The 25,294-nt window shown below is 67.3% G+C and carries 22 protein-coding genes and 1 pseudogene; 2 read left to right on the forward strand and 21 right to left on the reverse strand.

Annotation, left to right across the window (positions count from 1 at the left end; all coding sequences use genetic code 11):
* Window positions 1-32: 32 nt before the first annotated feature.
* Genes ABFD92_06290 through ABFD92_06310 form a run of 5 tightly spaced genes read right to left on the reverse strand, consistent with a single transcriptional unit; the run spans window position 33 to window position 3,546 of the window.
* The gene (locus ABFD92_06290; protein MEN6504128.1) at window positions 33-860 is read right to left on the reverse strand and encodes an MBL fold metallo-hydrolase; all 828 of its coding nucleotides are present in this window, start codon (window positions 858-860) and stop codon (window positions 33-35) included.
* Window positions 853-1,887, reverse strand: coding sequence for an ATP-binding protein (locus ABFD92_06295; protein MEN6504129.1), 1,035 nt, complete (start codon window positions 1,885-1,887; stop codon window positions 853-855). Before ABFD92_06295 ends, ABFD92_06290 begins: the two co-directional genes overlap by 8 nt.
* Window positions 1,884-2,732, reverse strand: a complete 849-nt coding sequence (locus ABFD92_06300) for an ATP-binding protein (protein MEN6504130.1) — start codon at window positions 2,730-2,732, stop codon at window positions 1,884-1,886. The genes ABFD92_06295 and ABFD92_06300 overlap by 4 nt, the downstream gene beginning before the upstream one ends.
* 47 nt (window positions 2,733-2,779) lie before the next feature.
* Window positions 2,780-3,106: a DUF5320 domain-containing protein gene (locus ABFD92_06305; protein MEN6504131.1), complete on the reverse strand. Its 327-nt coding sequence runs from the start codon at window positions 3,104-3,106 to the stop codon at window positions 2,780-2,782.
* Window positions 3,107-3,117: 11 nt separating this feature from the next.
* Window positions 3,118-3,546 carry a NifB/NifX family molybdenum-iron cluster-binding protein gene (locus ABFD92_06310; protein MEN6504132.1) on the reverse strand — a complete coding sequence of 143 codons (429 nt, stop codon included), beginning with the start codon at window positions 3,544-3,546 and terminating at the stop codon, window positions 3,118-3,120.
* A 179-nt stretch (window positions 3,547-3,725) separates the two neighbouring features.
* On the opposite strand from ABFD92_06310, the gene ABFD92_06315 reads away from it, so the two are divergent.
* On the forward strand, window positions 3,726-5,096 hold the full coding sequence (locus ABFD92_06315) for a sigma 54-interacting transcriptional regulator (GenBank protein ID MEN6504133.1): 1,371 nt from the start codon (window positions 3,726-3,728) through the stop codon (window positions 5,094-5,096).
* Between the two features lie 77 nt (window positions 5,097-5,173).
* On the opposite strand, the gene ABFD92_06320 is transcribed toward ABFD92_06315, so the two are convergent.
* From ABFD92_06320 to ABFD92_06380, 13 genes and pseudogenes are all read right to left on the reverse strand, one after another.
* A complete protein-coding gene (locus ABFD92_06320; GenBank protein MEN6504134.1) occupies window positions 5,174-6,661 on the reverse strand; it encodes an NADH-quinone oxidoreductase subunit N in 1,488 nt (495 codons plus the stop codon).
* Window positions 6,658-8,130, reverse strand: coding sequence for an NADH-quinone oxidoreductase subunit M (locus ABFD92_06325; protein ID MEN6504135.1), 1,473 nt, complete (start codon window positions 8,128-8,130; stop codon window positions 6,658-6,660). Before ABFD92_06325 ends, ABFD92_06320 begins: the two co-directional genes overlap by 4 nt.
* A complete protein-coding gene (gene nuoL / locus ABFD92_06330; protein MEN6504136.1) occupies window positions 8,127-10,004 on the reverse strand; it encodes an NADH-quinone oxidoreductase subunit L in 1,878 nt (625 codons plus the stop codon). The genes ABFD92_06325 and nuoL overlap by 4 nt, the downstream gene beginning before the upstream one ends.
* Before the next feature lies 1 nt (window position 10,005).
* Window positions 10,006-10,317 carry an NADH-quinone oxidoreductase subunit NuoK gene (gene nuoK / locus ABFD92_06335; protein MEN6504137.1) on the reverse strand — a complete coding sequence of 104 codons (312 nt, stop codon included), beginning with the start codon at window positions 10,315-10,317 and terminating at the stop codon, window positions 10,006-10,008.
* Window positions 10,314-10,835, reverse strand: a complete 522-nt coding sequence (gene nuoJ / locus ABFD92_06340) for an NADH-quinone oxidoreductase subunit J (GenBank protein ID MEN6504138.1) — start codon at window positions 10,833-10,835, stop codon at window positions 10,314-10,316. Before nuoJ ends, nuoK begins: the two co-directional genes overlap by 4 nt.
* A 126-nt stretch (window positions 10,836-10,961) precedes the next feature.
* Entirely contained in the window at window positions 10,962-11,477 is a 516-nt protein-coding gene (gene nuoI, locus ABFD92_06345; protein MEN6504139.1) for an NADH-quinone oxidoreductase subunit NuoI, read from the reverse strand.
* Between the two features lie 3 nt (window positions 11,478-11,480).
* Complete coding sequence (gene nuoH / locus ABFD92_06350; protein ID MEN6504140.1) at window positions 11,481-12,434, reverse strand: NADH-quinone oxidoreductase subunit NuoH; 954 nt, start codon at window positions 12,432-12,434, stop codon at window positions 11,481-11,483.
* A complete protein-coding gene (gene nuoG, locus ABFD92_06355) occupies window positions 12,431-15,157 on the reverse strand; it encodes an NADH-quinone oxidoreductase subunit NuoG (GenBank protein MEN6504141.1) in 2,727 nt (908 codons plus the stop codon). Before nuoG ends, nuoH begins: the two co-directional genes overlap by 4 nt.
* A 2-nt stretch (window positions 15,158-15,159) precedes the next feature.
* Entirely contained in the window at window positions 15,160-16,443 is a 1,284-nt protein-coding gene (locus tag ABFD92_06360; GenBank protein ID MEN6504142.1) for an NADH-ubiquinone oxidoreductase-F iron-sulfur binding region domain-containing protein, read from the reverse strand.
* Window positions 16,436-16,900, reverse strand: a complete 465-nt coding sequence (gene nuoE / locus ABFD92_06365) for an NADH-quinone oxidoreductase subunit NuoE (protein MEN6504143.1) — start codon at window positions 16,898-16,900, stop codon at window positions 16,436-16,438. The genes ABFD92_06360 and nuoE overlap by 8 nt, the downstream gene beginning before the upstream one ends.
* A gap of 8 nt (window positions 16,901-16,908) precedes the next feature.
* Window positions 16,909-18,642 carry an NADH-quinone oxidoreductase subunit C/D gene (nuoC, locus tag ABFD92_06370; GenBank protein ID MEN6504144.1) on the reverse strand — a complete coding sequence of 578 codons (1,734 nt, stop codon included), beginning with the start codon at window positions 18,640-18,642 and terminating at the stop codon, window positions 16,909-16,911.
* Between the two features lie 38 nt (window positions 18,643-18,680).
* Window positions 18,681-19,235, reverse strand: a pseudogene (locus ABFD92_06375) (NADH-quinone oxidoreductase subunit B family protein).
* Window positions 19,236-19,306: 71 nt separating this feature from the next.
* Window positions 19,307-19,663 (reverse strand): NADH-quinone oxidoreductase subunit A, encoded by a 357-nt coding sequence (locus ABFD92_06380; protein MEN6504145.1) that lies wholly within the window; start codon window positions 19,661-19,663, stop codon window positions 19,307-19,309.
* A 295-nt stretch (window positions 19,664-19,958) separates the two neighbouring features.
* Here ABFD92_06380 and ABFD92_06385 point away from each other — a divergent pair, with 295 nt between their 5' ends.
* Entirely contained in the window at window positions 19,959-22,649 is a 2,691-nt protein-coding gene (locus ABFD92_06385) for a hypothetical protein (GenBank protein MEN6504146.1), read from the forward strand.
* Here ABFD92_06385 and ABFD92_06390 read toward each other — a convergent pair.
* From ABFD92_06390 to rimO, 3 genes are read right to left on the reverse strand one after another with little or no spacing between them, the layout of a single operon-like run.
* Window positions 22,608-23,105 carry a phosphatidylglycerophosphatase A gene (locus tag ABFD92_06390; GenBank protein MEN6504147.1) on the reverse strand — a complete coding sequence of 166 codons (498 nt, stop codon included), beginning with the start codon at window positions 23,103-23,105 and terminating at the stop codon, window positions 22,608-22,610. The two genes, ABFD92_06385 and ABFD92_06390, sit on opposite strands and share 42 nt — an antisense overlap.
* Before the next feature lies 1 nt (window position 23,106).
* On the reverse strand, window positions 23,107-23,829 hold the full coding sequence (locus ABFD92_06395; GenBank protein ID MEN6504148.1) for a CDP-alcohol phosphatidyltransferase family protein: 723 nt from the start codon (window positions 23,827-23,829) through the stop codon (window positions 23,107-23,109).
* Between the two features lie 14 nt (window positions 23,830-23,843).
* Window positions 23,844-25,223, reverse strand: coding sequence for a 30S ribosomal protein S12 methylthiotransferase RimO (gene rimO, locus ABFD92_06400; GenBank protein MEN6504149.1), 1,380 nt, complete (start codon window positions 25,221-25,223; stop codon window positions 23,844-23,846).
* Window positions 25,224-25,294 lie beyond the last annotated feature (71 nt).

Genomic DNA, 25,294 nt, shown 5'->3' on the forward strand with positions numbered 1-25,294 from the left:
TCATTTAGTGCCTCCGCCGCGACTTTCCCCCGTCACGGCACGGCAATTATGCTCCCCGCGGAGCATGGCATGACGCCGGACCCCAGCTCGCGCTGCAGGCGATCGACAGCCGCCGCGCCAGTGCAGTGACAGGGCAGCAGACGCCGCACGCCCAGGGCGCGCAGCTCGGTGATCGTCGCGTCCATCCGGCCCGGCGAGGCGCTGTGCAGGTGCATCCCGCCGATCAGCGTGTGGATCGGGCGGTGGTTCGTCAGCGCCTGCACGTACCACAGCGTGTTGATCACGCCCGCATGAGCGCAGCCGAGAACCACGACCGTGCCGGCCGGCGTCTCGATGTACGCCGCCTGGTCATCCGGCAGGGCGTCGCGCTGCGTGCAGGCCTGGTCGCTGAAGAACGCTCCGCCGGTGTCCTCGAAATCGGTCAGGCGCGGGATCGGACCGGTCAGGCGCATCGAGTCCCAGACCGTGACGGGCCCGGTGATCCATCGGACCCCGGAGCCCGCCAGCGCCTCGCGGGCAGCCGCGGGCGCGGCGACATCGCGCGGCGCTCGCCCCGGCCGGGCCGACCATTTGGGCCCGATCGCCGCCGGATGAACGTACACCTCTGCCACGGAGTTCCGCAGCGCCTCGACCAGACCCCCGGTGTGGTCGTAGTGCCCGTGACTGAGGACCACCGCCTCGGCGCGGTCGAGCCGTACGCCCAACTGCGGGGCGTTGGCCGCCAACGCCGGGCCTTGACCGGTATCAAAGAGCGCGGCGCGGCCGCCAAGCTCGATCCACATCGCCAACCCGTGCTCGGCGACCAAGCCGTCGCGGCAGGCGGCGTTGTCGGCCAATACCGTGATTTGAACGTCAGCCATCGCGCGCCCTTTGGACCGATCTTTCCGAGGCCAGATTCTCCAACGCCGTATATGTGGCGCCCCAGACGCGGCGGATGTCGTCGGCGCAGCGGCCGGGGCCTGCGTCGACCACGGCGCGGCCCTGGATTTGTGCCCGCGTGACGATCGGGTCGTAGCAGACTCGCCCGGCGTTGCGGATTCCGCGTTGCTGGGCCAGCGCCTCGATGTCATCGGCCACCTGCGGGTTCAGGTCCCACTTGTTGACGCAGATCATCGCCGGGATCTTGAAATGCCTCGCCAGGTCCGCCGCACGCTGCATGTCGTGGCGTCCGCTGAGCGTCGGTTCGGTCACGATCATCGCCAGCGTCGCGCCGGTCATCGACGCGATCACCGGGCAGCCCACCCCCGGCGGGCCGTCGATGATCACCAGCTCGCACCCGTCCCGGCGCGCCAGCTCGCGGGCCTGCTGGCGAACGGTGCTGACGAGCTTTCCGGAGTTCTCCGCCGCCGGCGCCAGGCGCGCGTGAACCAGGCTGCCGACTCGCGTCTGCGAGATCATCCACTGCCCGCACAGGCGAGGGCGCAGCGTGATCGCCTCTGCCGGACAGAACCGCGCGCACACGCCGCAGCCCTGGCACGCCAGGGGGTCGATCTCGATCGCCAGCGCGGCGGCCGTGCCGGACGCTTCCATCATCGCGGCGATCTGATCGTTGGCTCGCTGGGAGCAGGAGCGGCTGCAGAAGTCACAGTCCTTGCACGCCGCGGCCGCACCCGGGCGGGCGGCCGCGCCGCGCTGAACGGCTGCAAACCGGCAGTACGCCTCGCACGCGCCGCAGTTGGTGCAGCGTTGCGGGTCGATGACAGCCTGCTGACCACTGTAGAAATCGTGGCGCTGCGTGTTCCGCGGCGCCAGGATCAGGTGCAGGTCCGCCGCGTCGACGTCGCAGTCGGCCAGCACCGCGTGGGCGCCGGCCAGTGAGGCCATCGAGGCGACGATGGACGTCTTGCCCGTGCCGCCCTTGCCGCTGATGACGACCAGTTCCTTCATCGCCCGACCTCCCGCCGCAGCGCCTCGATGAGCCGCTCGAAGCCCTGGCGGTAGTGCCCGGACAGTTCCGCCGCCAGCATACCGCGGGAATACGCCTCGGCGACCGCCCGCACGTCGGGAATCTCCGCCAGGACGGCGATGGCGTTGTCGTCGCAGTACTGCCGCAGGCGCGCGTCGCCGCTGTCGCAGCGGTTGATCACGACGCCCAAGGGAATCCCCAACTCCCGAACGGTCTCAATCGCCAGCGACAGGTCGTGCAGACCAAAAGGCGTGGGCTCGCTCACCAGCAGCACGTAGCAACTGCCGCGCACCGCCTCGATCACTGGGCAAGACGTGCCCGGCGGACAATCGATAATCGTCAGGTCCGCCTGCGGGGCGGCCGTCTTCACCGCGCGGATCAGTGGCGAGCTCATCGCCTGACCGATGTTCAGCAGCCCCTGGAGAAACCGCACCTGCCCCGCCGCGCCGGTCTGCACGCGCCCGATCTCCTGCTGGTCTTCGCGGATAGCCCCGGCCGGGCACGCCAGCCAACATCCGGCGCAGCCGTGGCAGAGTTCCGGAAAGGTCAGCACGGTCTTGTTCATCGACACGATGGCGCTGAACTGGCAGACCTCGCCGCACAGTCCGCAGCCGGTACACTTGTCGAGATCCACCTTGGGCACCGACGTAGTGACCGGATTGTCTTCGCCGATCTTCGGCTTGAGGAAGATGGCCCCGTTGGGCGCTTCGACGTCGCAGTCGAGATACGCCACGCTGCCTCCGGCCAAGGCGGCGACGTATGCCAGATTCGTGGCGATGGTCGTCTTGCCGGTGCCCCCCTTGCCGCTGGCAACCGCTATTCGCATACATTGCCCTTTCAGGCCCAGGACAGCACGCCTGCAGGCCCGCCCGGTCAGCCCTTCTTCGTTTCCAGTTCCTCGATCCTGCGGCGAACGTCGTTGAGGGCTTCCTCAAGGTATGCCGCCTGCCCTTTCAGGGCCTCGACCTTGTTCGGCGCCTCCGGTGCGGGTTGCGTCATCGTAGCACGCTGCCAACCGAGAAGACCGGTCGCGTAAAACTGGTTCCGGCAACGCCGGCCGAAACCGCCGCCCGCTCCCCGTCCCACGCCGGCGAAACCGCCCGTCGCAAAGCCTGGCGTGGCAAAGCCCGCGCAAAAACCCGCCGCTCGTCCTGTCATCGGTCCCATCCCCATCGGTCCTGTTCCGTTTCCTCGTGGCATTGCATTGCTCCTTACAGGTTGTGAGGCTCTGCGCCTCGGTCGCCGCTGCACGGGCGCGGGCGACAGCGACCGCCGCGGCGGCCTGCCTGCCATCGCCTGCCTCGCCCGCAACAGCCCGGCATCAGAAATTTGTCCCGCGTCAACTGTCCGGCGATGAAGGCCTCCAGCACCTGCTCGATCTCGCCGCAGGTCTGTGAGACCACCTCGACGCCGTGTGCGGCCAAGGCCATTTCCAGCGGGCGCGAGATGGCGCCGCAGATCAGGACCTTCGCGCCGGAGGCGGCCAACTCCGCCGCCCGCCCCTGCGGCTGCGCCGACTCCATCGCCACCGTCCGCCGCGCCTGCTCCTTGCCGGCGGCTATCTCCACAAGCAGGACGTTGGCGGCCACGTCGAAGACGGGGCTGACGCGGCCTTGCCAGAATGGAATGGCGACGTTCATCGTTGCACTGTTATTCAAATCGCATGCCAACGAACAGAGTATGGCCAATCGACCGTTTTCAGGGGCAAAACGTTAGGCATGCGGTGCGGGCATGATCGGGCAATCGTGCATTTTGATATCGTTTCCCGGGGCGTCAGTAGATATAATGCACGATTGAAATACAGGACAAACCCACCGCCATGAGCGCTAATCCCTCCGCCGATCAACGCGAAGTCGCTATCCTGGACTCGATCAACGAGGGCGTGTTCACCGTCGACCTGGACTGGCGCATCACGGCATTCAATCGTGCCGCCGAGCGGATCACCGGCGTGTCGGCCCGCCAGGCCATCGGAAGCGCCTGCTGCGACGTCTTCCGCGCCAGCATCTGCGAGACGTCGTGCGCCCTTCGCCGCACGATGACCAGCGGCAAGCCGGTCCTCAACGCCACGGCCCACATCATCAACCAGCACGGTCAGCGCGTACCCATCCGCATCTCGACGGCGCTTCTGCGCGATGGCGAGGGCACGATCGTCGGCGGCGTCGAGACGTTTTCCGATCTGCGGCAGGTCGAGCAGCTCCAGAAGGAGCTCCAGTCGCGCTACACCTTCGAGGACATCGTCGGTCGCAGCACGGCTATGACGCGCCTGTTCGAGATCCTTCCCCAGATCGCCGCCAGCAGCTCGACCGTGCTGATCGAAGGGCCCAGCGGAACCGGCAAGGAACTGTTTGCCCGGGCGATCCACAGCCTCTCGCCGCGGAAGCGCAAACCCCTGGTGGCCGTCAATTGCGCCGCCCTGCCCGACACGCTGCTCGAGAGCGAGCTGTTCGGTCACAAGGCCGGCGCCTTCACCGACGCCAAGTGCGATAAACCAGGGCGTTTTCTGCTGGCGCAGGGCGGGACGATCTTTCTCGACGAGATCGGGGACATCTCGCCGGCCATGCAGGTGCGCCTGCTGCGGGTGCTTCAGGAGCGCGTGGTCGAACCGTTGGGCGGCGTCAAGCCCGTTCCCGTGGATGTGCGGGTGATTGCGGCTACCAACAGAGATCTGTCCCGCCTGGTGCGTTCGGGCAAGTTTCGCCAGGACCTGTACTACCGCATCCGCGTGATCCACCTGAACCTGCCCAGCCTCGCGCAGCGTCGGGAGGACATCCCGTTGCTGGTCGATCACCTGATCGCCAAGTTCAGCCGCCTGCAGGGAAAGGACATCGCCGGCGTGTCCGGCCAGGTGCTCGCCAGGCTCATGGAGCACGACTATCCCGGCAACGTCCGCGAGCTCGAAAACATCATCGAGCAGGCCTTCGTCCTTTGCAGCGGTGCAATGATCGAGATGAACCACCTGCCCCCGGAACTGCGCCCCGCCTCCTGCACCCATGCCATCGCCGACGGACAACCGATGAGCCTCGAATCCGTCGAGAAGGTGTTTATTACCGAAGCGCTGGCCCGGCGAAACGGAAACCGCCACCAGGCGGCCGCCGATCTGGGCATCAACGTCAGCACCCTCTACCGCAAGATCCGCGACATGGGCGTCGAGATGCCCCAAAGCGACGGACGCGGGCGGCGGCGATCCTAACCGCGCAGTATGCACGACTAACATAACGGCCGCCGGGGCTTACGCCGCGACTCTTCCCTGTGACGGAAGCGATGCGATCATGGCAGGCGACCGATCAGCGCCAGCAGCGGTTGGGGATAAACCCCGATGCCCACCAGTGCGGCCGAGAGCAGGCACAGAGCCGCCGCGGTAGGCCACGGCGTGGATCGGGACTGGACCGACGACGCCTCGGACGCGACGTCCGCATCCTCGGCCGGACGGAACATCTCCGAGATCACGCGCAGATAATAGAACAGCCCCACGGCGCTGTTGAGGATGAGGATGACCGCCAGCGCCCACAGCCCGCCGCCCGCGCCGGCGGCCAACACGTAGAACTTGCCGACAAACCCCGCCGTCAGGGGCAGCCCCGCCAGCGACAGGAGCATCGCCGTCATCACCGCCGCCAACCACGGGCGCCGCCACGCCAGGCCCCGGTAGTCGCCCACGACGTCCACCGCCTCGCCGCGCGGACCGGTCAAAGCCGCCACCACCCCAAAGGCCCCGATCTTGGCGACGAAGTACGCCGCCAGGTAGACCCCCACCGCCACAGCCGCCAACTCACCCGCGGCCAGGAACGCCACGAGCAGGTATCCCATGTGGGCGATCGACGAGTACGCCAGGATGCGCTTGATGTTGCTCTGCCTCAGAGCCAGCAAGTTGCCGGTGATCATCGAGGCCACGGCGATAGCTGCGAAGGTCCAGAACACCGCCCCGGCCGTGGCACAGGCTTTCCAGCCTGTGGCATGGTCACAGCCTGGAAAGGCTGTGCCACTGTTCATCCGCCAGAAGTACCGCACGAGCAGGGCGAAGATCGCACCCTTGGAAACCGTCGAGATGAACGCCGCCACCGGGGCGGGGCTTCCCTGGTACACGTCGGGCGTCCAGAATTGAAACGGCGCCACGGCCAGTTTGAAACCGATCCCCACGGTCATGATCGCCATCCCCGCCGCCGGCAGCATTCCCCCGCCGCTTCCGCCGGCCAGTTCGCCCAGATTCATCGTGCCCCGCCCAGCGTAGACCAGCGCCATGCCAAAGACCAGCAAAGCCGACGACAGCCCCGCCAGCACCAGGTACTTGATGCCCGCCTCGAGCGACGCCGCCTGCTCGCGCCGGTACGCGATCATCGCAAAGAGGCTGACGCTGAGAATCTCCAGACCCAGCAGAAACGAGGCGAAGTGGCTGCTGGCTGGAAGAACGCTCGCCCCGAGCGTTGCCAGCAGCACCAGCATGTAATACTCCTCCGCCATCACGCCGGGCTTGCAATGCGCCAGATACGGCTGCGAAATCATCACCACCGCCAGGGCGGCCGACAGGATCAGCCCCATGTAGTACAGCGCGAAATGGTCGATGGTCAGCATCGCGCCGATCTGGCGCGGGGCCCCAGCCGCCGCGACCGGCAACAGCGCCAGCGCCGCCGCCAGGCCCAGCGCCGCCAGCAGCGCGCAGGCGCGGTGGCTGCGGCGGATCGAGATCGCCAGCATCACCGCCACCGCCGCGGCGCCCAGTGCAACCAGCGGCAACATCGCCTGGAAATCGCCAACGCTCATGGGCGGCCCTCCCCCGGCGCCGCCGACCGCTGCATCTGCGTCACGGCCGGCCGGGACGTGTCGAGAAACCGCTGCGGCCACAGGCCCATCCAGAAGAGCCCCGCCAGCATGGCAGCCATAGTGGCCCACTCTCGCGGGGTCAGATCGGGCAAAGTGCGCTGGTCGAGGCGCGGTCCGTGAAACGTCTCCTGCATGATCCGCAGGGAGTAGGCGGCCGAAAGCACCAGCCCCCCTGCCGCCACTGCCGCCAGCGGCGCCGAAACCTTGAACGTCCCCAGCAGCACCAGCAGCTCGCCGACGAACCCGGCCAGGCCCGGCAGGCCAAGCGACGCCGTCACCAGCACCATCGCCACCCCGCCAAGGCGCGGCGTGGCTGCCCACAGACCGCCCAGCCTGCCCAGGTCGCGCGTGTGCAGGCGCTCGTCTACCATGCCCACCAGGATGAACATCGCGCCGGTCGAGAGGCCGTGGGCAAGCATGACGATGACCGCCCCCTGCAGCGACAACTCGTTCCAGGCGAAGATGCCCAGCATCACGAAGCCCATGTGGCTGACGCTGCTGTAGGCCACCAGGCGCTTCAAGTCGCTCTGCCCCAGCGCCAGTACGGCGCCGTAGATGATCCCGATCGCGCCCAAGATCATCGCCACCGGCGCCACGTGCGGCGCCGCGGCCGGAAACAGCGGCACCGCCAGGCGCAGCATTCCGTACCCGCCGGCCTTGAGCACCAGGCCCGCCAGCAGCACGCTGCCTGCCGTCGGGGCCTCGGTGTGCGCCTCGGGCAGCCACGTGTGGACGGGCACCGCCGGCAGCTTGACGGCGAAGGAGATCAGGAACGCGACCATCAGCAGCACCGCCCAGGGCAGCGGCATGTGCGAGTGCAGCAGGCGGAGGTAGTCGAAGGTCCTCTCGCCGGTCTGGCCGGCGTGAACGATGTGCAGACCCAGGATGCCCAGCAGCAGGAACAGCCCGCCGGCCTGGGTGAAGATGAAGAACTTCAGCGACGCGTACAGCCGCCGCTGGTGCCCCCAGACGCGGATGAGGAAATACAGCGGGATCAGCATCATCTCCCAGAACACGTAGAACAGGAACAGGTCGCGGGCGAGGAACACGCCGGTCACGCCGGCAAGGGTCCAGAGCATGTTGAAGTGGAAGAAGCCCACGCGCTGCCGGATCGACCGCCACGACGCCAGCACGCACTGCACGCCCAGAAGGCCAGTCAACATCACCAGCAGCAGGCTCAGGCCGTCCACGAACAGCGAAAAGCGGATCCCCAGGTTCGGGACCCACGCCCAGTCGACGTTCAGCGCCAGGTCGGCGCCGCTGTCGGCCCAGACCGCACAGGCCAGCGCGAACTGCCCTGCGGTAGCGGCCAGGGCAATGATGCGCGCAGCGGTGGCGCTCCAGCGCGCCGCCGCCCAGGCAGCCGCGCCGCCGGCCATCGGAAGAAGGATCAGCCACAGCAGCATCATGCCAGCACCGTCATAATCGTAAGAACGGCTACCGTTCCGGCGGCGATGGCCAGAGCGTACCAGGCGATCTGCCCGGTCTGCAGGCGGGCCATCCCGCGATGCCCCGCCGCCGCAGCGTGCTCCAGGGCGATGTACAGGCGATCCACCACGTCGTGGCGGTCGAGGCGGACCAGCCACAGCAGCGGGGCGATGATGGCTTTGTTGTAAAGCCAGTCAAACCCCCACCCCGCCTGCCAGAACCGCCGCAGTGCCTCAGCGCGGGCCCCCGCCGCCTGGCGCGCCGGTCGCGTGATGAACCACGCCGCCGCGATGCCCGCCAGCGAGGCGGCCACGCCCGCGGCCTGGATCAGCGGCACGGTCCACTGCCCCACCGGCAGGGACGTCGCCGGCGGCAGCGCCCGCTCCAGGAAGTCGAAAAAGAACGCCCGTCCGCCCAGGTCGTGCGGCCACTCCAGGACTGCCGTGCCCAGGACACCGGCCGCCAGAGCGACCAGCGGCCAGAGCATCGACGGCGGCGACTTGTGCAGGTGAACGCGGTGCGGCGGGCCCAGGAACGCCAGGAACACCATGCGGAACGTGTACAGGCCCGTCAGGAACACGCCCGCAAGCGCCGCAGCGAACAGCGCCCAGTGCGACTGCGGCGAGCCATACGAAAAGTAGACGATTGCTTCCTTGCTGGCGAACCCGCCGGTCGGCGGCAGGCCCGCCAGAGCGGCTGCCGCGATCAGAAACATCCAGAACGTCAGCGGCAAAGCCCGTCGCAGGCCGCCCATCTGGAACAGGTCCTGCTCACCCGAGAGGGCGTGGATGATCACGCCGGCGCCCAGGAACAGCAGCGACTTGAAGAACGCGTGCGTGACGATATGGAAGACGCCCGCCGCCCAGGCCCCGATGCCCAGAGCCAGGAACATGTACCCGATCTGGCTGATCGTCGAGTAGGCGATGACGCGCTTGATGTCGCGCTGTGTGGCGGCGCTGACGCCGGCAATCAGGAGCGTGGCGGCCCCGATCATCGCCACCAGGAGCATCACCGGCGGGGCCAGTTTGAACAGGACGTGCATGCGGGCGATGAGGTACACGCCGGCGGTGACCATCGTGGCCGCGTGGATCAGCGCGCTGACGGGCGTGGGACCGGCCATCGCGTCGGGCAGCCAGACCTGCAGCGGCAACTGGGCGCTCTTGCCCACCGCCCCGGCCAGCAGCAGCGCCGCAACCGCGACAGCCAGCGTGCTGCCGGCGGGCCACTGCGCCGCCGCCTGCGCCAGCACCTGCTGGATGTTCAGCGTGCCCAGCTTGTCAAAGATCAGCAGCAGGCCGACGATCAATCCAATGTCGCCCAGGCGTGTGACGATGAACGCCTTGCGGGCGGCGCGGCCGTTGGCCTTGTCGCGATACCAGAAGCCGATCAGCAGATAGCTGCACAACCCCACGCCTTCCCAGCCCAGGTACACGGCCACCAGGTTGTCCGCCAGCACCAGCAGCAGCATCAGGGCGACGAAAAGGTTCATGTACGCAAAGAAGCGGCTGTAGCCTTCGTCGCCGGACATGTAGCCGATCGAGTACACGACAATGAGGAAGCCCACCACCGTCACCACCAGCATCATCACCAGCGACAACTCGTCCAGCCGCAGCGAGATCGCCACGTCCAGACCGCCCACGCGCATCCATTGCCACAGCGGTTGCGTGAACGCCCCCGCCGCCGGCGTCTGAGCGATAAACTGCCACGCCGCCGCCACCGCGACGATCATCGCCCCGCCGGCGGCGCCTGTGCCCAGTGCCGCCGCAACGCGACGCGGCAGCAGCGGGCCCAGTAACGCCAGGGCCGCAAAGCCTGCCAGCGGCAGGGCCGGAACTATCCATAGCCACTCGAGCATATCAGCCTTTCATCGTCGCCGCGGCGCCGCTGTCGAGCGTGCCCAACCGCCTGCGGAACTGCAGCAGCAGTGCCAGGCCCACCGCCACCTCGGAAGCCGCCACCGCCAGAATGAAGATGAACATGATCTCGCCGTCGACCTGGCGCCAGCCCGCCCCGGCGGCCACCAGCGCCACGCCCGCGGCGTTGAGCATGATCTCGATCGACAGCAGCATGAACAGGAGGTTTCGCCGCACCAGGACGCCGATCAGCCCCACCGCCAGCAGCGCCGCGCCCAGCAACAGAGCGTGTTCCATCGGCACCACGGCGGTCATGGGTTGCCTCCCGCGTCATGGTGACGGGTGAGATTCTCCTGCGGCCGTGCCAGGTGATACGCCCCCACCAGCGCCGCCAGCAGCAGCAGGCTCATCAGCTCCACGCCCAGCGCATACGTGCCGTACAGCGCCGCGCCCACCTCCTGGGGCGACTGGCTGGCCGCGGTGTCCTGCACCAGACCGCTGCGGGCGTAAACCCAGACCAGCTCGCCCAGCAACACCGCCGCCAGCGCCGCTGGGCCGATCCAGGTCCGCAACGCGAACATCCCGCTGGGCGGCTCGGCGCGGCGAAGGTCCAGCATCATGATGACGAACACGAACAGCACCATGACCGCCCCGGCGTAGATGATGACCTCCAGCGCAGCGACGAACGGCGACCCCAGCGCAAAGAACACCAGCGCCACCGCAAGCAGCGAAACAATCAGGTACAGCAGCGCGTGAATGGGGTTCGACCGCGTGACGACCATGATGGTCGCCGCAATGGCAACGGCGGCCGAGATGTAGAAGAGGAAGTCCATCAACCTACCGCTCCAACAACAAAGAACAACCGACGACGAGCACGATCATCCACCCATCCATCCATTCATCCATGATTCCATGATTCCATCATCCCACTCTTCCGGAGTATGGGCGAGACGCCCGTGCTACGGCATCAGGCCCATCACGTCGACGGGCGGGCGTTCGTTTTCGGATTCCCCTTTGTCCTTGTCCTCGATGGCCACGCCGGCCACTCGGTAGAAATTGTATTCGTGGTACTTGCCCGGCCCGTCGATCAGCAGGTCTTCTTTCTCATAGACCATGTTCTGGCGGTCATACTCGCTCATCTCGGCGTCGGGGGTGAGCTGTATCGCATACGTCGGGCAGGCTTCCTCGCACAGACCGCAGAAGATGCACCGCGAAAAGTTGATCCGGAAGAATTCCGGGTACCGCCGGCCGTGCTTGTCCTGAGTGGCCTGCAGGGCGATGCAGTCGACCGGGCATGCCGCGGCGCAGAGATAGCAGGCGACGCACCGCTCGCCGCCATCGGGGTCTCGCGAGAGGATGATGCGTCCGCGCCATCGCGGCGGGTACGGGCGCCGCCGATCGGGGTACGGCACCGTCGCGCGGCGGCGGAAGGCGTGCTTGAACACCAGCGCCAGGCTTCGAACGATACTGAACATCTTTCACCTCCCCCGCGCCAGCACGATCGCCCCGGTAACCAGCAGATTCGCCAGCGCCAGCGGAAACATCACCTTCCAGCCCAAGGCCATCAACTGGTCGTACCGAAACCGCGGCAGCGACCCGCGCACCAGGATGAACAGCGAGATCAAGAGCAGCGTCTTGATCAGGAACCATGCCGCCGGCGGCAGAACAGGCCCGGCCCATCCGCCGAAGAACACCGTCACCACCAACGCCGCGATCAACGTGATGCCCACGTACTCGCCCACGAAGAACACGGCGAACTTCATGCCCGAGTATTCGCTGTGAAACCCGGCCACCAGTTCGGTCTCTCCCTCGGGCAGGTCGAAGGGCAACCGCCGCGTCTCGGCCAGGCCCGCGATCAGGAACACCACCAGAGCCGCGAACTGCGGAACGCAGAACCACAGGCCCGCCTGGGCGTTGACGATGTCGACGAGACTGAACGAACCGGCCTGCACCACCACGCCCATCAGCGAGAGCCCCATGAACACTTCGTAGCTGACCATCTGCCCCACCGCCCGCAGCGCCCCCAGAAGCGGGTACTTGCTGTTGGACGCCCACCCGCCCAGCACGACGCTGTAGACCGCCATCGACGACATCGCCAGGAAGAACAACAGCCCGATGTTCAAGTCCACCACGTGCAGTCCCGGAGCCACAGGAACCACCGCAAACGACAGCAGCGCCGCGATGAGAACGATGGCCGGGGCCGCCACAAACACCGCCCGGTCCGCAAACGGCGGGGTCCAGTCTTCCTTCCAGAACAGCTTGATCATGTCGGCGGGCAACTGCAGCAGTCCCCAGGGCCCCACCCGGTTGGGCCCGTAGCGGTCCTGCCACAGCGCCAGCAGCCTGCGTTCGACCATGATCAGCCCCGGCGCGATGACCATCACCCCGGCCAGCACGACGACAACGTTCAGCAGCAATCGCCAGGTGTTCATTGCAGCCCCCCCTGCCCCGAGGCCGCCTGAATGACCCCCCAGTCCGGCAGCGACAGGCCCGGAAGGGCGGGCAGGCCCTTGGGCAGCGCCGCCACGCCCCGCGGCAGCGACGGGCGCAGCCGCACCTGGAGCTTGATGGCCACGCCCTGCACCAGCAGCACGACGCGCCCGCCTTCGTCCACGCGAAGATCTCCGGCGTCGTCGGGATTGATCGCCAGATGCGGCGGCGGCGCCAGTTGCGCCACGCCCGGCGCCAGATTGCTCAACTCGTCTGAGCCAAACGCCAAGTACGCCGGAATCACCAGCCACTGCCCGACGCGGCGCTCGAACGGCGGGGGGATGTCGCCATAGTACGCGCGGCGGTTGTCGGCGGCGGTCGTGATGACTACCCGCCCGGGGTCGCCGCCGATGAGAGGCCCGGCGACCTCGATCTGGAACTTGTTGAACGCCTGGGCGGAGTTCCAACCCGGCGCCCACGCGCGGGCGATGAGTTCCGGCGGCGGCTGCGTCTGCACACCCTCCATCGAGAACGCCAGCGGCGTGTCGACGTCCTGCGGCGGCTGGGGCTCGACCACGCCCGCGGCGGCGTGCATGGCCGTGCGCCCGCTGTAGCGGTGCGGCTGGCGAGCGACGCGCAGGCTGTCGATCCGCAGCGACGGCGACGGCGGCATGTCGGCCGCGCCCGCCAGCACAGGAACGTCCCGCGCCATTTCCTCCAGCACCTCCTGCCACCGCTGCCATGGCGCCAGCTCGAACTGCCCGGCGGCGTGAGCCAACCGCCCCAGCCACTTCCAGCTCTCAAGCACGTCGCCGCCGGGTACGAAGACCTGGAAGAAGCGCTGGGCACGCGTCTCGTTGTTGACGAGCGTGCCGTCGCCTTCGGCGAAGGTGGCCGCCGGCAGGACCACTTCGGCGCGCTGCGTCGTGGCATGGGTCACGCAGTCGATGGCGATGACGTGCCTGGCCCGGTGCAGCAGTTCGTCAATGACCTCCTTGGACGCGTGGCCGTAGAGGTTGCTCTCGACCACCAGCAGCGACTCGGCCCGGCCTTCGCGGAAGGCAGGCAAGGCGGCTTCGATATTGTCTGCCGGGATCATCGCCAGGCCCATGCTGTTGCACGCCGGAAGGGTGAACGACAGTCGCGTCTCGGGGCGTTTCCTGCGCAGGGCCCAGGCGACATTGGCCGCGGCGTAGAGAACCGAGTCGCTGCCGCAGGCGATTCCGGAGACTACCAGCGGGCGCTGCCCTTCCAGAAGCGCCTGGGCGATCCGGGCGGCCAGGTCGATCATTTCCGGCGGCAGATGCTCCACGTCGGGGGCGTCGGGGTCGATGCGGTGGGCGACGGCGAACCCGAGGCGGGCGACGTCCTGCGGGGCGGCGCGGCAGGTGGCGGTGGCGATGTCGTCCAGTTCCGTCCAGTCCGGCGAGACGATGAAGAACGGCCCGCGCTGGATCTGGATCGCCTCGCGAATGGCGACGTCTTCCCAATCCGGCAGATTGTGATGCGCCCGCGCCTCGGCGATGGGCTTCTCCAGCACCGCCTGGCGCAGCGCCAGGGCGAGCATCGGGGCGGTGTTGTACACGTCCTCGCCCAGCACCAGCACCGCGTCGGACGAGTCCGCCTCGCGCAGCGAGGCCGCCGGACAGGGCCCGTCGCGCAGGATTTCCTGGATCAGCCCCGCCAGGCGATAGTGCTCGTGCGTCATCCCGTGGAGGAAGCGGTTGGCCCCAACCAGCCGCCGCAGGGCGACGTTGGTCTCCAGCGACGCCCGCGGCGAGCCCACCCCCAGCACCTTGCCCCCGCGCAGGATCTCCGCCGCCCGCGCCAGCGCCTCGCCCGGCGAGGCCTCCTGCAGCCGCCCGTCGCGACGCACCATCGGCGTGCGGATGCGGCGCGGCGAGTTGACGAACTCGTAGCCGAAACGCCCGCGGTCGCACAGGAAGTATCCGTTGACGTCGGAGTGGTATCGCGACAGTATGCGCCGCAGCGTACCGTACCGCTCGCCGGGGATGGTGTTGCACCCGACGGCGCAGTGAACGCAGATCGACGGCGCCGTCTGAAGATCCCACTTGCGCGTGTAGTGGCGGGCCAGCGTCTTGTCGGTGAACACCCCCGTCGGGCAGACCTCCACCAGGTTGCCCGCAAAGACGCTCTGCAGCGCGCCGTCGCTGGTGCGGCCGAAGTACACGTGGTCGTGCCAGCCCATGGCCGTCAGGTCGCGCCCGCCGGCGAAGTTGCGGTAGAACCGCACGCAGCGGTAGCACTGGATGCAGCGATTCATCTCGTGCGTCAGCAGCGGACCGAGATCCTGGTTGCGGAACGTGCGCTTGGCAAAGCGCGTGCGGCGGTAGACGTGGCCGGTCATCACGGTCATGTCCTGCAGGTGGCATTCGCCGCCTTCGTCGCAGACGGGGCAGTCGTGGGGGTGGTTGAGCATCAGCCACTCGATGACCTTGCGGCGGAACGCGACGGCCTCGGCGTCGCTGATCGAGACTCGCATGCCGTCGGCGGGAGCGGTCATGCAGGCCATGACGATCCTGCCGGGGTCGTCGTCGCGGCGAAAGACTTTCACCGCGCACTGGCGGCACGCCCCGACGGAGTGAAACGCCGGATGCCAGCAGAAATACGGCACGTCAAACCCCAGCGACAGGCAGGTGTGCAGCAGGTTCTTCCGCAGGTCGGCGAAGTCGAAGGCCTTATTTTCGATGTAGATCCGGGGCATGCCTATCTCCACGGACAGCGATGCTCGCTCAGGTGCCGCTCGATGTCGCCGCGGAAGTATTGCAGGGCGCTGCCCAGGGGCATCATCGCCCCCGGCGCCAGGGCGCAGAACGTGTTGCCCGGGCCCAGCAGGCGCGCGTGCTCCTCGAGCACCTGCAGGTCCTCGTCGCAGCCGCGACCGGCTTCGATCTCCAGCAGCGACTTGAGCACCCAGGGCAGACCCTCGCGGCAGGGCGTACACCAGCCGCACGACTCGCGGGCAAAGAACTGCTCCAGGCTGATGAGCATGCTGACCGGGCAGGTCCGGTCGTCGAGCACGATCATGGTGCCGGTGCCCAGGTTGCTGCCGGCGGTGCTCACCGAGGCGAAGTCCATCCGCACGTTGACGTGCTTTTCCGTCAGAAACGCCGTCGAACCGCCGCCGGGCAGCAGGCCCCGCAGCGCGTACCCGCTCGCCATGCCGCCGGCGTGCTCGTGAAGAATCTCCCCCACCGTCGTGCCCATGGGCAGCTCCCACAGCCCCGGCCGCGCCACGCGACCGGAAGCGCCGTAGATCTTCGTGCCGCCCTCGCTGGTATGCGAAAGGTCGAGGAACCACTGCGGGCCGTGCGCCAGGATGTGCGGGACGCAACTGAGCGTCTCGACGTTGTTGACCGCGGTGGGCTTGCCCCACAGTCCGCTGGTGGCGGCGTAGGGCGGCTTGGAGCGCGGGACGGCGCGCTGGCCTTCGAGGGCGTTAAGCATGCCCTCCTCCTCCCCGCACATGTACCGCCCCGCGCTGACGTGCAGATGCACGTCCAGATCGAAGGACGAGCCCAGGATGTTGCGCCCCAGCAATCTGCCCCCGTACGCCTCGGCGATGGCTCGAAGCATCGCCGCCTGCGCCTTCTTGTATCCCCAGCGCAGGAAGATGTATGCGGCCTTGGCCTCGATCGCGTAGGCGGCGATGGTGGCTCCCTCGATCACCTGGAGCGGGTTGCCCTCGAGCAGCCAGCGGTCTTTCATGGTGCCCGGTTCCATTTCGTCGGCGTTGCAGACGACGTACTTGGGCCCCAGTTCCGGCTGACCCATTGGCACGAAGCCCCACTTCTTGCCCGTGAAAAAGCCCGCCCCGCCGCGCCCGCGCAGGTTCGACTTCTCCACCTGGTGCTGCACCTGCCCCGGCTCGAGCTTCAGCGCCGCCCGCAGACCGGCGTATCCACCGCCGGCTTGGTACTCCTCGAGCGTCAGCGCGCGGCGGTCGGGGCGGATGAGCCCTGTCAGCGGTTTGGCGTCAGGGTCAGGCATAACGCTCCAGGATCTCGTCGACCGTGTCGGCGGTCAGGTCGTGGTGCAGGTCCTCGTCGATCATCATCGCCGGCGCGTGGTCGCAGTCGCCCAGGCATGCCGAGGGCAGCAGCGTGAACCGCCCGTCGGTGGTCGTCTGCCCCAGGTCGATGCCCAGCCGCGTCTTGAGGTGCTCTCGCAGCGGCTGATATCCCATAATCCAGCAGCTCACCGAATCACAGATCAGGATCACGTGCCTGCCCACCGGGCGGCGGAAGATCAGGCTGTAGAAGGTGGCGATGCGGTCGACCTCCTCGGCCGTGACGTTAATGATGCCGGCGATGTCATGGACGGCCTCGGTGGAGACCCACCCGCGGCTGCGCTGGACGATCATCAGCGCCTCGGGCAGGGCGGCGCGGCGCCGCTCGTAGTGCGACAGGCACACCTGGATCTCCCTGATTTCCTCGTCTCGCAGCACGGTTTTCCTCAGCGATCTACGTCGGCCAGCACAAAGTCTATGCTCCCCAGCAGGGCGACCAGGTCCGGGATCAGTCCCCCCCGCGCCATCATCGGCACCATCTGGATGTGCGCGAACGACGGCGCGCGAATCCGCGTGCGGTACGACCAGTTCTGCCCGTCGCTGATGAGGTAATAGCTGCTCAGCCCCTTGGCGCCCTCGACAGTTGCACACGCCTCGCCGGGCCCGATGACCGGTCCCCAGCTCACAGCCAGGAAGTGCGTGATGAGCGTCTCGATGTCGTGCATGGTGCGGTCCTTGATGGGCGGCGTGGCCAGGGGGTGTCGGGCCTTGTAGTCGCCGGGGGGCATGTGGTCGAGGCACTGGCGGATGATGCGCAGGCTCTGGCGCATCTCCTCGACATGTACGACAACGCGGTCGTAGCAGTCGCCGTCGCGCCCGGCGGGGATGTCGAACTCGAACTGCTCGTAACCCCCGTACGGGGCGACCTTGCGAAGGTCCCAGGCCATTCCGGTGGCTCGGAGCATCGGCCCGGTGGCGCCCCACCGCAGGGCCTGGTCCGTCGACAGCGGCGCGACCCCGCGCGTGCGGGCCTTGAAGATGCGGTTCTTGAGCACCATCGCGTCGTACTCGTCCAGGCGGGCGGGCAGGTAGTCGAGAAAGCCCCTCACCAGCCCCTGCCAACCGTCGGGCAGGTCCTGCGCCACCCCGCCGATGCGGAACCAGCCCGGATGCATCCGCGCGCCGGTGATCGCCTCGGCCACGTCCAGCGCCCGCTCTCGGTCGGTGAACATGTAGAACACCGGCGACATCATGCCCACGTCCTGCACCATCGTGCCGTAGAAGACCAGGTGGCTGATGATGCGGTACAGTTCCGCCAGCATGATGCGGATGACCTTGGCACGGTCTGGCACGTCGATGCCCGCCAGCGTCTCCACGGCCATCACGTACGGAAAATTGTTCAGCACGCCGCTGAGATAGTCGACGCGGTCGGTGTAGGGGATGTAGGTGTGCCACGTCTGGCGCTCGCCCATCTTCTCGGCGCCGCGATGATGAAATCCTATGTCGCAGACGGCGTCGTCGATCTCCTGGCCGGACATTTTGGCCACGATCCGCAGCACGCCGTGGGTGCTGGGATGGTGCGGCCCGATGTTGAGGTACATGTGCTCGAACTGACCGCCGTCGCCGGCGGACATCCCCCACTGCTCGGGGCGGAACTGCATCATCTCCTCAAGGCTGGCGGCCTCGGCGTCGTCCATCTTGAACGGACCCATCTCCGTCGCCCGCGCGACGTGGTCCTTGCGCAGCGGGTGCCCGGTCCACCAGGGGGGCATGAGCAGCCGCCGCAGTCGCGGGTGCCCCTGGAAGCGCACGCCGAACATGTCGAAAACCTCTCGCTCATACCAGTCGGCGCTGGGCCACAGGTCGGTCACCGTCGCGATGGCGGGCTCGTCGCCCTCGAGGGCGGCCTTGAGACGCACCTGGCGATTGTTCTTCAGCGAGCGCAGGTGGTAGAGCACGGTAAAGTCCGACGGGGGCTGCCCGGGTCGGTGGTGGCGCCGGCGCTCGTCGATGGCGGTCAGGTCATAGAGCATTTCGAGCCCCCCGCCGGCGTCGCTGCGCAGATACGCCAGCAGCTCCGGCGCCGCCTCGGCGGGTCCCCAATAGGTTGGCACGCCGTCGGTTGTGGGCTGCACCGAGACCGCCCCTTGCGGGCAGCAGGCCTGGAGCCCCTGCTGCATCGGGTCGGGCAGTTCGTGCGTGGGCGGCGCGGGCAGTTTCATAGCGCCTCCGGCGACGGCAGGGAGCCCATTCCGGCGCGGGCGTCTCGCTTGAGGTCGCGCTGGCAGGGCAGGGGTCCGCGCGTGACGCCCTGCGGGCCGGCCAGCCAACTCAGCGGGCGGCGTTCGTTGCCGACAGCGTCTCGCAGCAGGAGCAGGCCGTTCATGAACGCTTCGGGGCTGGGGGGACAGCCCTGGATGTACACGTCGACGGGCAGAAACGAGTCGACGCCCTGGACGACGCTGTAGATGTCGTACATGCCTCCGGAGTTGGCGCACGAGCCCATCGAGATGACCCATCGCGGTTCCATCATCTGCTGGTACAGCCGCACGATCACCGGGGCCATCTTCATGAAGACCGTTCCGGCGATGACCATCACGTCGGCCTCGCGGGGCGTGGAGCGGATGACCTCGGCCCCGAAGCGGGCGATGTCGTATCGACTGGTGAGGCTGGTGGCCATTTCGACATAGCAGCACGAGAGTCCGAAGTTGAACGGCCAGAGCGAGTTCTTGCGTCCCCAGGCGACCATCTTCTGAAGGCTGCCCAGGAGGACTCCGGCGCCGCCGGAACGTCCGTCAGGCGCCCCGGAAGCATGCCCCGCCGCTTGGTGCCCGCCGCCATGTTTCACGATATACTCCCCTCATCGTCGGGCGATCGTGGATGGGTCGTGGCCGAGGCGCTCCAGTTCAGCGCGCCGACGCGCCACAGGTAAAACCAGGCCAGGATCAGCAGCGCCGAGACCATCGTAACCAGTATGAATCCGGGCCAGCCCGTCTGCCTCATGGCCACCGCCCACGTGACGAACAGGACGATCTCCAGGTCGAAGATCACGAAAAAGATCGCCACCAGGTAGAAACGAGGCGCCAAGCGCAGGCGCGACCCGCCCGTCGGGACCATGCCCGATTCGTACTGCTCAGCCGTGGCACGCTGGCGGTGGCGCTGGCCCAGCACGTGCGCCAGACCCAGCATGCCCGCCACCATCGCCAGCACCGCGGCGGCATAGACGGCCAGAGGCCACTGCGGTCCGCCGGCGTCCTGGACCGTTGCCAGAAGTAATGTCACATGCACTCTCCACCGCCACAGGCAAAAGACACCAATTATATGCAGGACATCCGCCCTCCCTCGCCGCGGCCGCGATTACCACAAAGACCAAGAGAAGTGCCCTGAAAATCTTCTTCCCCCGGCCGCTGCGGCGGCGTACTACACTTCAGCAGCATCTAGGAATGACATCCGTTTAATTAGCCGATAACGGTAGGGACTGGATGACGCCACAGCTATGAGCCGACATTATTCTCAGCAGACCTGCCGCGAACTGGCTGCGGCTTTCGATCAGCAAAACCTGATCCGCCCGATGCGCGTCACGCGCTTCGAGAGCGGGCAGGTCCTCACGTACGACGTGACGGGCGTCTGGCCGGCGCGCAAGGCACGCGTAGGTCTGGTCGTCGAGCGATTCGTCGGCGGCGGTTTTGCCGGGCAGGTATACCAGGTCACGGTCAACTCCATTGACGCCCCTGACGGCCCCGTCGCCGGCCTGAGCGTCGGCGCCAAGTGCGCCATGAAGATCCTGGTTCCTCCTTCCCGCGGTGCAGAGGCGTTTAGAAATGCCGTCTACTTCGCCGGCTTCCAGGCGCCGTTCGCCCTGCAGGTGAACCCCGCCGCCGCACGTGCCGGGGCGCTGTGGCAGAAATTCATCCGCCGCGCCGCTGCCCTGAGACTGGGCAGCGAGCAGGCCGTCGTCGACATCTTCTGCACCTTCGTCGACCCCGCGCTGGGCAGTTGCGGCGAGTTAAGCGAGTGGATCAACGGCCGCACCTGGCGCTTCGAAGCCAACGACCACCTGGACCTGCTGGCGCTATGGCGACGCGGCAAATTGCAGGACGCCGCCGAGGCCGGTTCGGCAGAATACCGGGCCAAGCGGCAGTTCATGGCCGACTTCGTGACGCTGCTGCACGACATGGGCGCCCACGAGTTCGCCCGGCAGTACGAGTGGTCGACGTGCAAGAGCCAGCCCAACTGCCTCAAGCGCCTCGAGACTGAAGGCAGGCCGGCCGAGGGACTCACGGCTGTCGATTTCCGCGCCGGTCTGGCGCTGCTGGCGTGCCTGCCGATGAGCCCGGGCGACTTCAAGCTCATCGGCAAGGGGCTTGCACGAGGCCGCCTGGTCCAGTTCGACCGCGGCGACCTGCGCAAGCTCGACGCTTTCATCGTCCGCCATCGCGAACACTTCGCCGACATGCACGACGCCCTGGCCGAACTGCGGGCCGACGAGGAAATCTATCGCAACAGCCAGATCGACCTGGCCGGCAACCACGTTCGCCTGCTGCACAGCCGCCGCCTTTGGGCGGGCATCGCCGACGCGACGGTCAACGGCTGGCGAATCAGCAATGTCATCGATGACGCCTGCGCCGCCTCGTTGAAGCGCAGCCGCCTGCGCGTGGTGCTGTTCGCCCTGGCAGGTTGGCTGGGCGTTGCCGGTGTCGCCGCCGCGGCGGGTGCGGCAGTGTGGGCGCACATAGGCGGATTCCTCAATATCACGCTGGCGGCCGGGCTGGGCGTTGGCGCCGCGGCGTTGGTTTTCGCCGGCAGGGCCGTCCGCACGCTCTGGGGCCGCGGCGACTACCGCCGCCACTGGGGCAGAGTCCTGACGAGCTTCGACTACTTCACCCGCGCCATGCGCGGGCGCATGATCGAACGGATGATCGAATGGGTCCGGGCTCTGCGCGTGGATTCACGCCACGCCCGCCAGTTTCTCCAGCAACCCTGGCGGCAGATCTATCACCTGCCACTGTCGGTAGCGCCGGTGTTTCTGCACCGCCTGTTAAGCGACGCCACGTATGCTGTGACGTTCATCAAGGGCATCGTGCTGCGCCCGGTGCAGTTGTACTTCAACCCCTCGTTGCGCGAGCAGTGGATGCGCGACATGGTCGCCGACGGCCACGCCCATGGAATGCTCAGCGACGCCGACCGCGACGCCATTCTCTCGCGACTGGGCGAACCATACATCCAGAAGTATCTCAAGTGCCTGGCGGTACACGTCTGCACGCTGCCGATCACGCAGGTGGTCTCCCTCGCCATTGCCGTCTGGTATGTGCTGAGCAATCCGCAGATGAAATGGGAGCAGGCCTGGGGCGTGGCGGTGGGCATCCTGGTGTTCTTCCAGGTCATCCCGGTCTCGCCGGGGTCCCTGGCGCGCGGGCTGTATGTGCTGTACATGGTCATCCGCGAGCGCAGCGTCAAGGACTACAACATCGCCCTGTTCCTGGGATTCTTCAAGTACATCGGGTACCTCGCCTTCCCCATCCAGATGGCGTACCGATACCCCGAGCTGTCGCGATTCATGGCCGGGCACTGGGCGACCGGGGCGGTGCATATCGTGCCGGTCTTCGGCGAGCGCGGGGCTCTGCTGGAATACGGCGCATTCAATCTTTTCTACAACCGCCCGCTGACGTTGCGGCGGAAGATGGGCGAGCGCGCGGCGCAGCGCCGCAGCCTGCCCGTACGCCTGTGGCACGTGGCGCCCGTCGCCGTGGCGACGACCGCTCTGCTGATCGGCGCCGATTTCGGCTTCCGCCGCCTCATGAACGATCTACCCCACCTGCGCGAGATCGCGGTGTGGGTCATGTGGCCGGCGCTGGCGGTGGGAATGCTCGTGGCGGGGCTGGCGGGCAACATGTCGCCTCTGCGCCGCGTCGCCTGGGCGGCGATGACGGGTGTGATCATCGGACTGCTCTACACCTTGGCGCACTGGGGCCTGGAGCAGTGGCTCGAACCGCCGCGCCTGGGCGTGTGGGAAACCCTCTGGGAGATCACCGAGAGCTTCATGAAACGCGGGTTCTTCATCGGCGTTTTCGCAATGATCGGGGCCGTGCTGGAAGAACTGTTCGTCTTCAGGAAGACCCCGCACGCGACGGCAGCCGCCCTGCCCCTACAGGCACCCGCCCTGGCAGAAGGCGTAGCGGAGCAATAGCTGCGAGGCGATATTGGCGTAAACGCCGGCGGCGATGTCGTCCAGCAGCACACCCCACCCGCGCGGAAGACGTTCACACTGCCGCGCCGGCGGAGGCTTGAGCACGTCGAAGACGCGAAAAGCCGCAAACGCCACCGCGGCCGCCATCAGCCAACCGCGCCAACCCTCGCCCAGCGGCAGCAGGAGCAGCGCCAGCGATTGGCCGGCCCATTCGTCGATCGTACACTGGCTGGGATCTTTGCTGCCGAAGCATTCTTCGCAGTGCCGCCCCCAGGCCACGCACGCCGCCGACGCCAGCGCCGCAATGACGATCAGCGTGCCGTTGACGCAGACGCCCCGCCCGCCGCTGCCCCAGGCCACGGCCAGAAAAACGACGCACACTGCTGCCGAGCCCCACGTGCCCGGCGCGATCGGCAGATAACCCGTCCCCAGCCCGCTGAGGATGAACTTGCGCATCTCAGGCCCCGTCCATCAGCAGTTTGCGAGCCTTGCCCACGTAAGCAAAGCCGCTGATCACCGTGACGACGACCGCCAGCCAGATGCAGGCGGTCTTGAGCCAGAACGCCCACGCGATGTCGCGGAAGTCGGCCAGTTGGATCAGCACCACGCAGATCGCCACCGACTGCACGAGCATCTTGATCTTGCCGGCGTAGGTGGCGGGGAACTTGACGCCGCACGATTCGCTGTAGCCCCGTACCGCCGAGACGATGAACTCGCGGGCCAGGATCACCACCACCATCCAGGCCTGGACGCCGCTGGCCATGCCTCCGTGAAGCCAGCGCGGCATGTCGGCTTCGCGAAACGCCGTGGCCCCGTAGCTGGAGAACTGCACCTTCATCACGCCGGCGATGTCCAGCGCGGCGCTGCTGGGAATTGCCGCGTACAGGTCAGGGCGCATCGCGTAGTTCGAGCCCGCCAGCATCGCGAAGGCCCCCACCACCAGCACCTTGTCCACGAACGGGTCGGCGATGCGACCGAACGCGCTGGTCAGGTTCATCCGGCGGGCGAGGTACCCATCCAGCACGTCGGTAATGCCCGCCACGATGTACAGCACGAACGCCGCCCGCAGCAACGCCGGGCCCGGGCTCCAACCCTGCTCGTATATCCCCAGCAGCACAAAGAAAACGCCCGCCAGCACGATGCGGCCGAGCGTCAGTTGGTTGGGAAGCTTCCAGTTCATTCGGGCCATGCATTTCACCGCGGTTCAACAACCAGATCGTATCCGTCGCACCCTGTGACCGTGCCGGTAACAAAACTGCCGGCCTCGCGAGGCTGCGCCAGGTAGCACACGCTGTCGATGTCGGGCGCCTGGCCGCGATGGCGGGCGACGCAGCGCCCCCTCCCGTCCCGGCCGTCAACGAGGCATTCTAAACTCGCGCCCACCGCTTTGCCATTGGCGGCGAAGGCGATTTTCTGCTGGGCGGCCATGACTGCCCGCGCCCGGCGACGTTTGACCGCCGCGGGAACCTGACCGCTCATGTCAGCCGCCGCCGTGCCCGGCTCGCGCGAGTACTCGAACACGCCCAGGGCGTCGAAGCGGAAATCCTTCACGAAACTCAGCAACTCCTCGAACTGCTCGTCCGTCTCGCCGGGAAAGCCGACAATGAACGTCGTGCGGATCGTGATGCCCTTCACGTGCCGCCGCAGCTTTTCCAGCAACCGCTCGATGGCCGACCGCGTCACGCCCCGACGCATCGCCTTGAGGATCGCATCATTAACATGCTGCAGCGGAATGTCCACGTACGGCACGATGTGGTCCGCCGCGGCCATGCAGTCGATCATCGCGTCGTCGAACCGGTTGGGATACGCGTACAACAGCCGAAGCCACCGCACGCCCCTGAGCCGATCCAACTTCCACATCAGCTCTGCCAGGTGCCCTTTGGAGTGCGGCGGCATCGACGCCGCTATAGATGTTGTTTTTCCGGCCGTCCGCTCGCGCCAATCCCACCCATAGCTCGTCGTGTCCTGTCCAATAATGTTCAGTTCGACCGCTCCGCTGGCGATCAACTCGCGCGCCTCGCGCAGCACCGCCGCCACCGGCTTGGACCTGAACGGCCCGCGGATCGCCGGGATCGTGCAGAAACTGCACCGTCGGCTGCACCCCTCGCTGATGCGCAAGTAAGCCGTGTGCGGGGCCGTCAGGCGGAACCGCCCCGCGTCGCTGACCGCCGCCGTGGCGTCGCGCGTCAACAGCGACTGTCGCTCGTTGCCGCCCATGACGGCCGCGAGTATTTTGTCGCGGTCGTTGACGCCGACAACGGCGTCGATGCCCGGAGCCAGTTCGAAAAGTTTCTCCGCGTCGCGGTTGACCAGGCACCCGGCCACCACCACCCGCCGCGCGCGCCCGCGTCGTTTCTGGGCCACCGCCTCGGCGATGACATCCAGCGACTCCTGCCTGGCCGCCGAGAGGAACCCGCAGGTGTTGACGACGATCACGTCGGCATCGTCCATTGGCGCGCCAACGACGCACCCGCCCTCGGCCAGCGAAGCCATCATCTTCTCGCTGTCGACCAGGTTCTTGGGGCACCCCAGCGAGACCAGCGCGACCAGCGTCTTTTTCGTTCTCGAAGCCATACGCAGATAATACGCCCCCGTCGCCGTCATGGCGATGCGAATTGAAAAGCCCGCCGGAGCCTGCCGCAGTC

The organism is Planctomycetaceae bacterium, assembly GCA_039680605.1.
Lineage (GTDB): Bacteria > Planctomycetota > Phycisphaerae > SM23-33 > SM23-33 > JAJFUU01.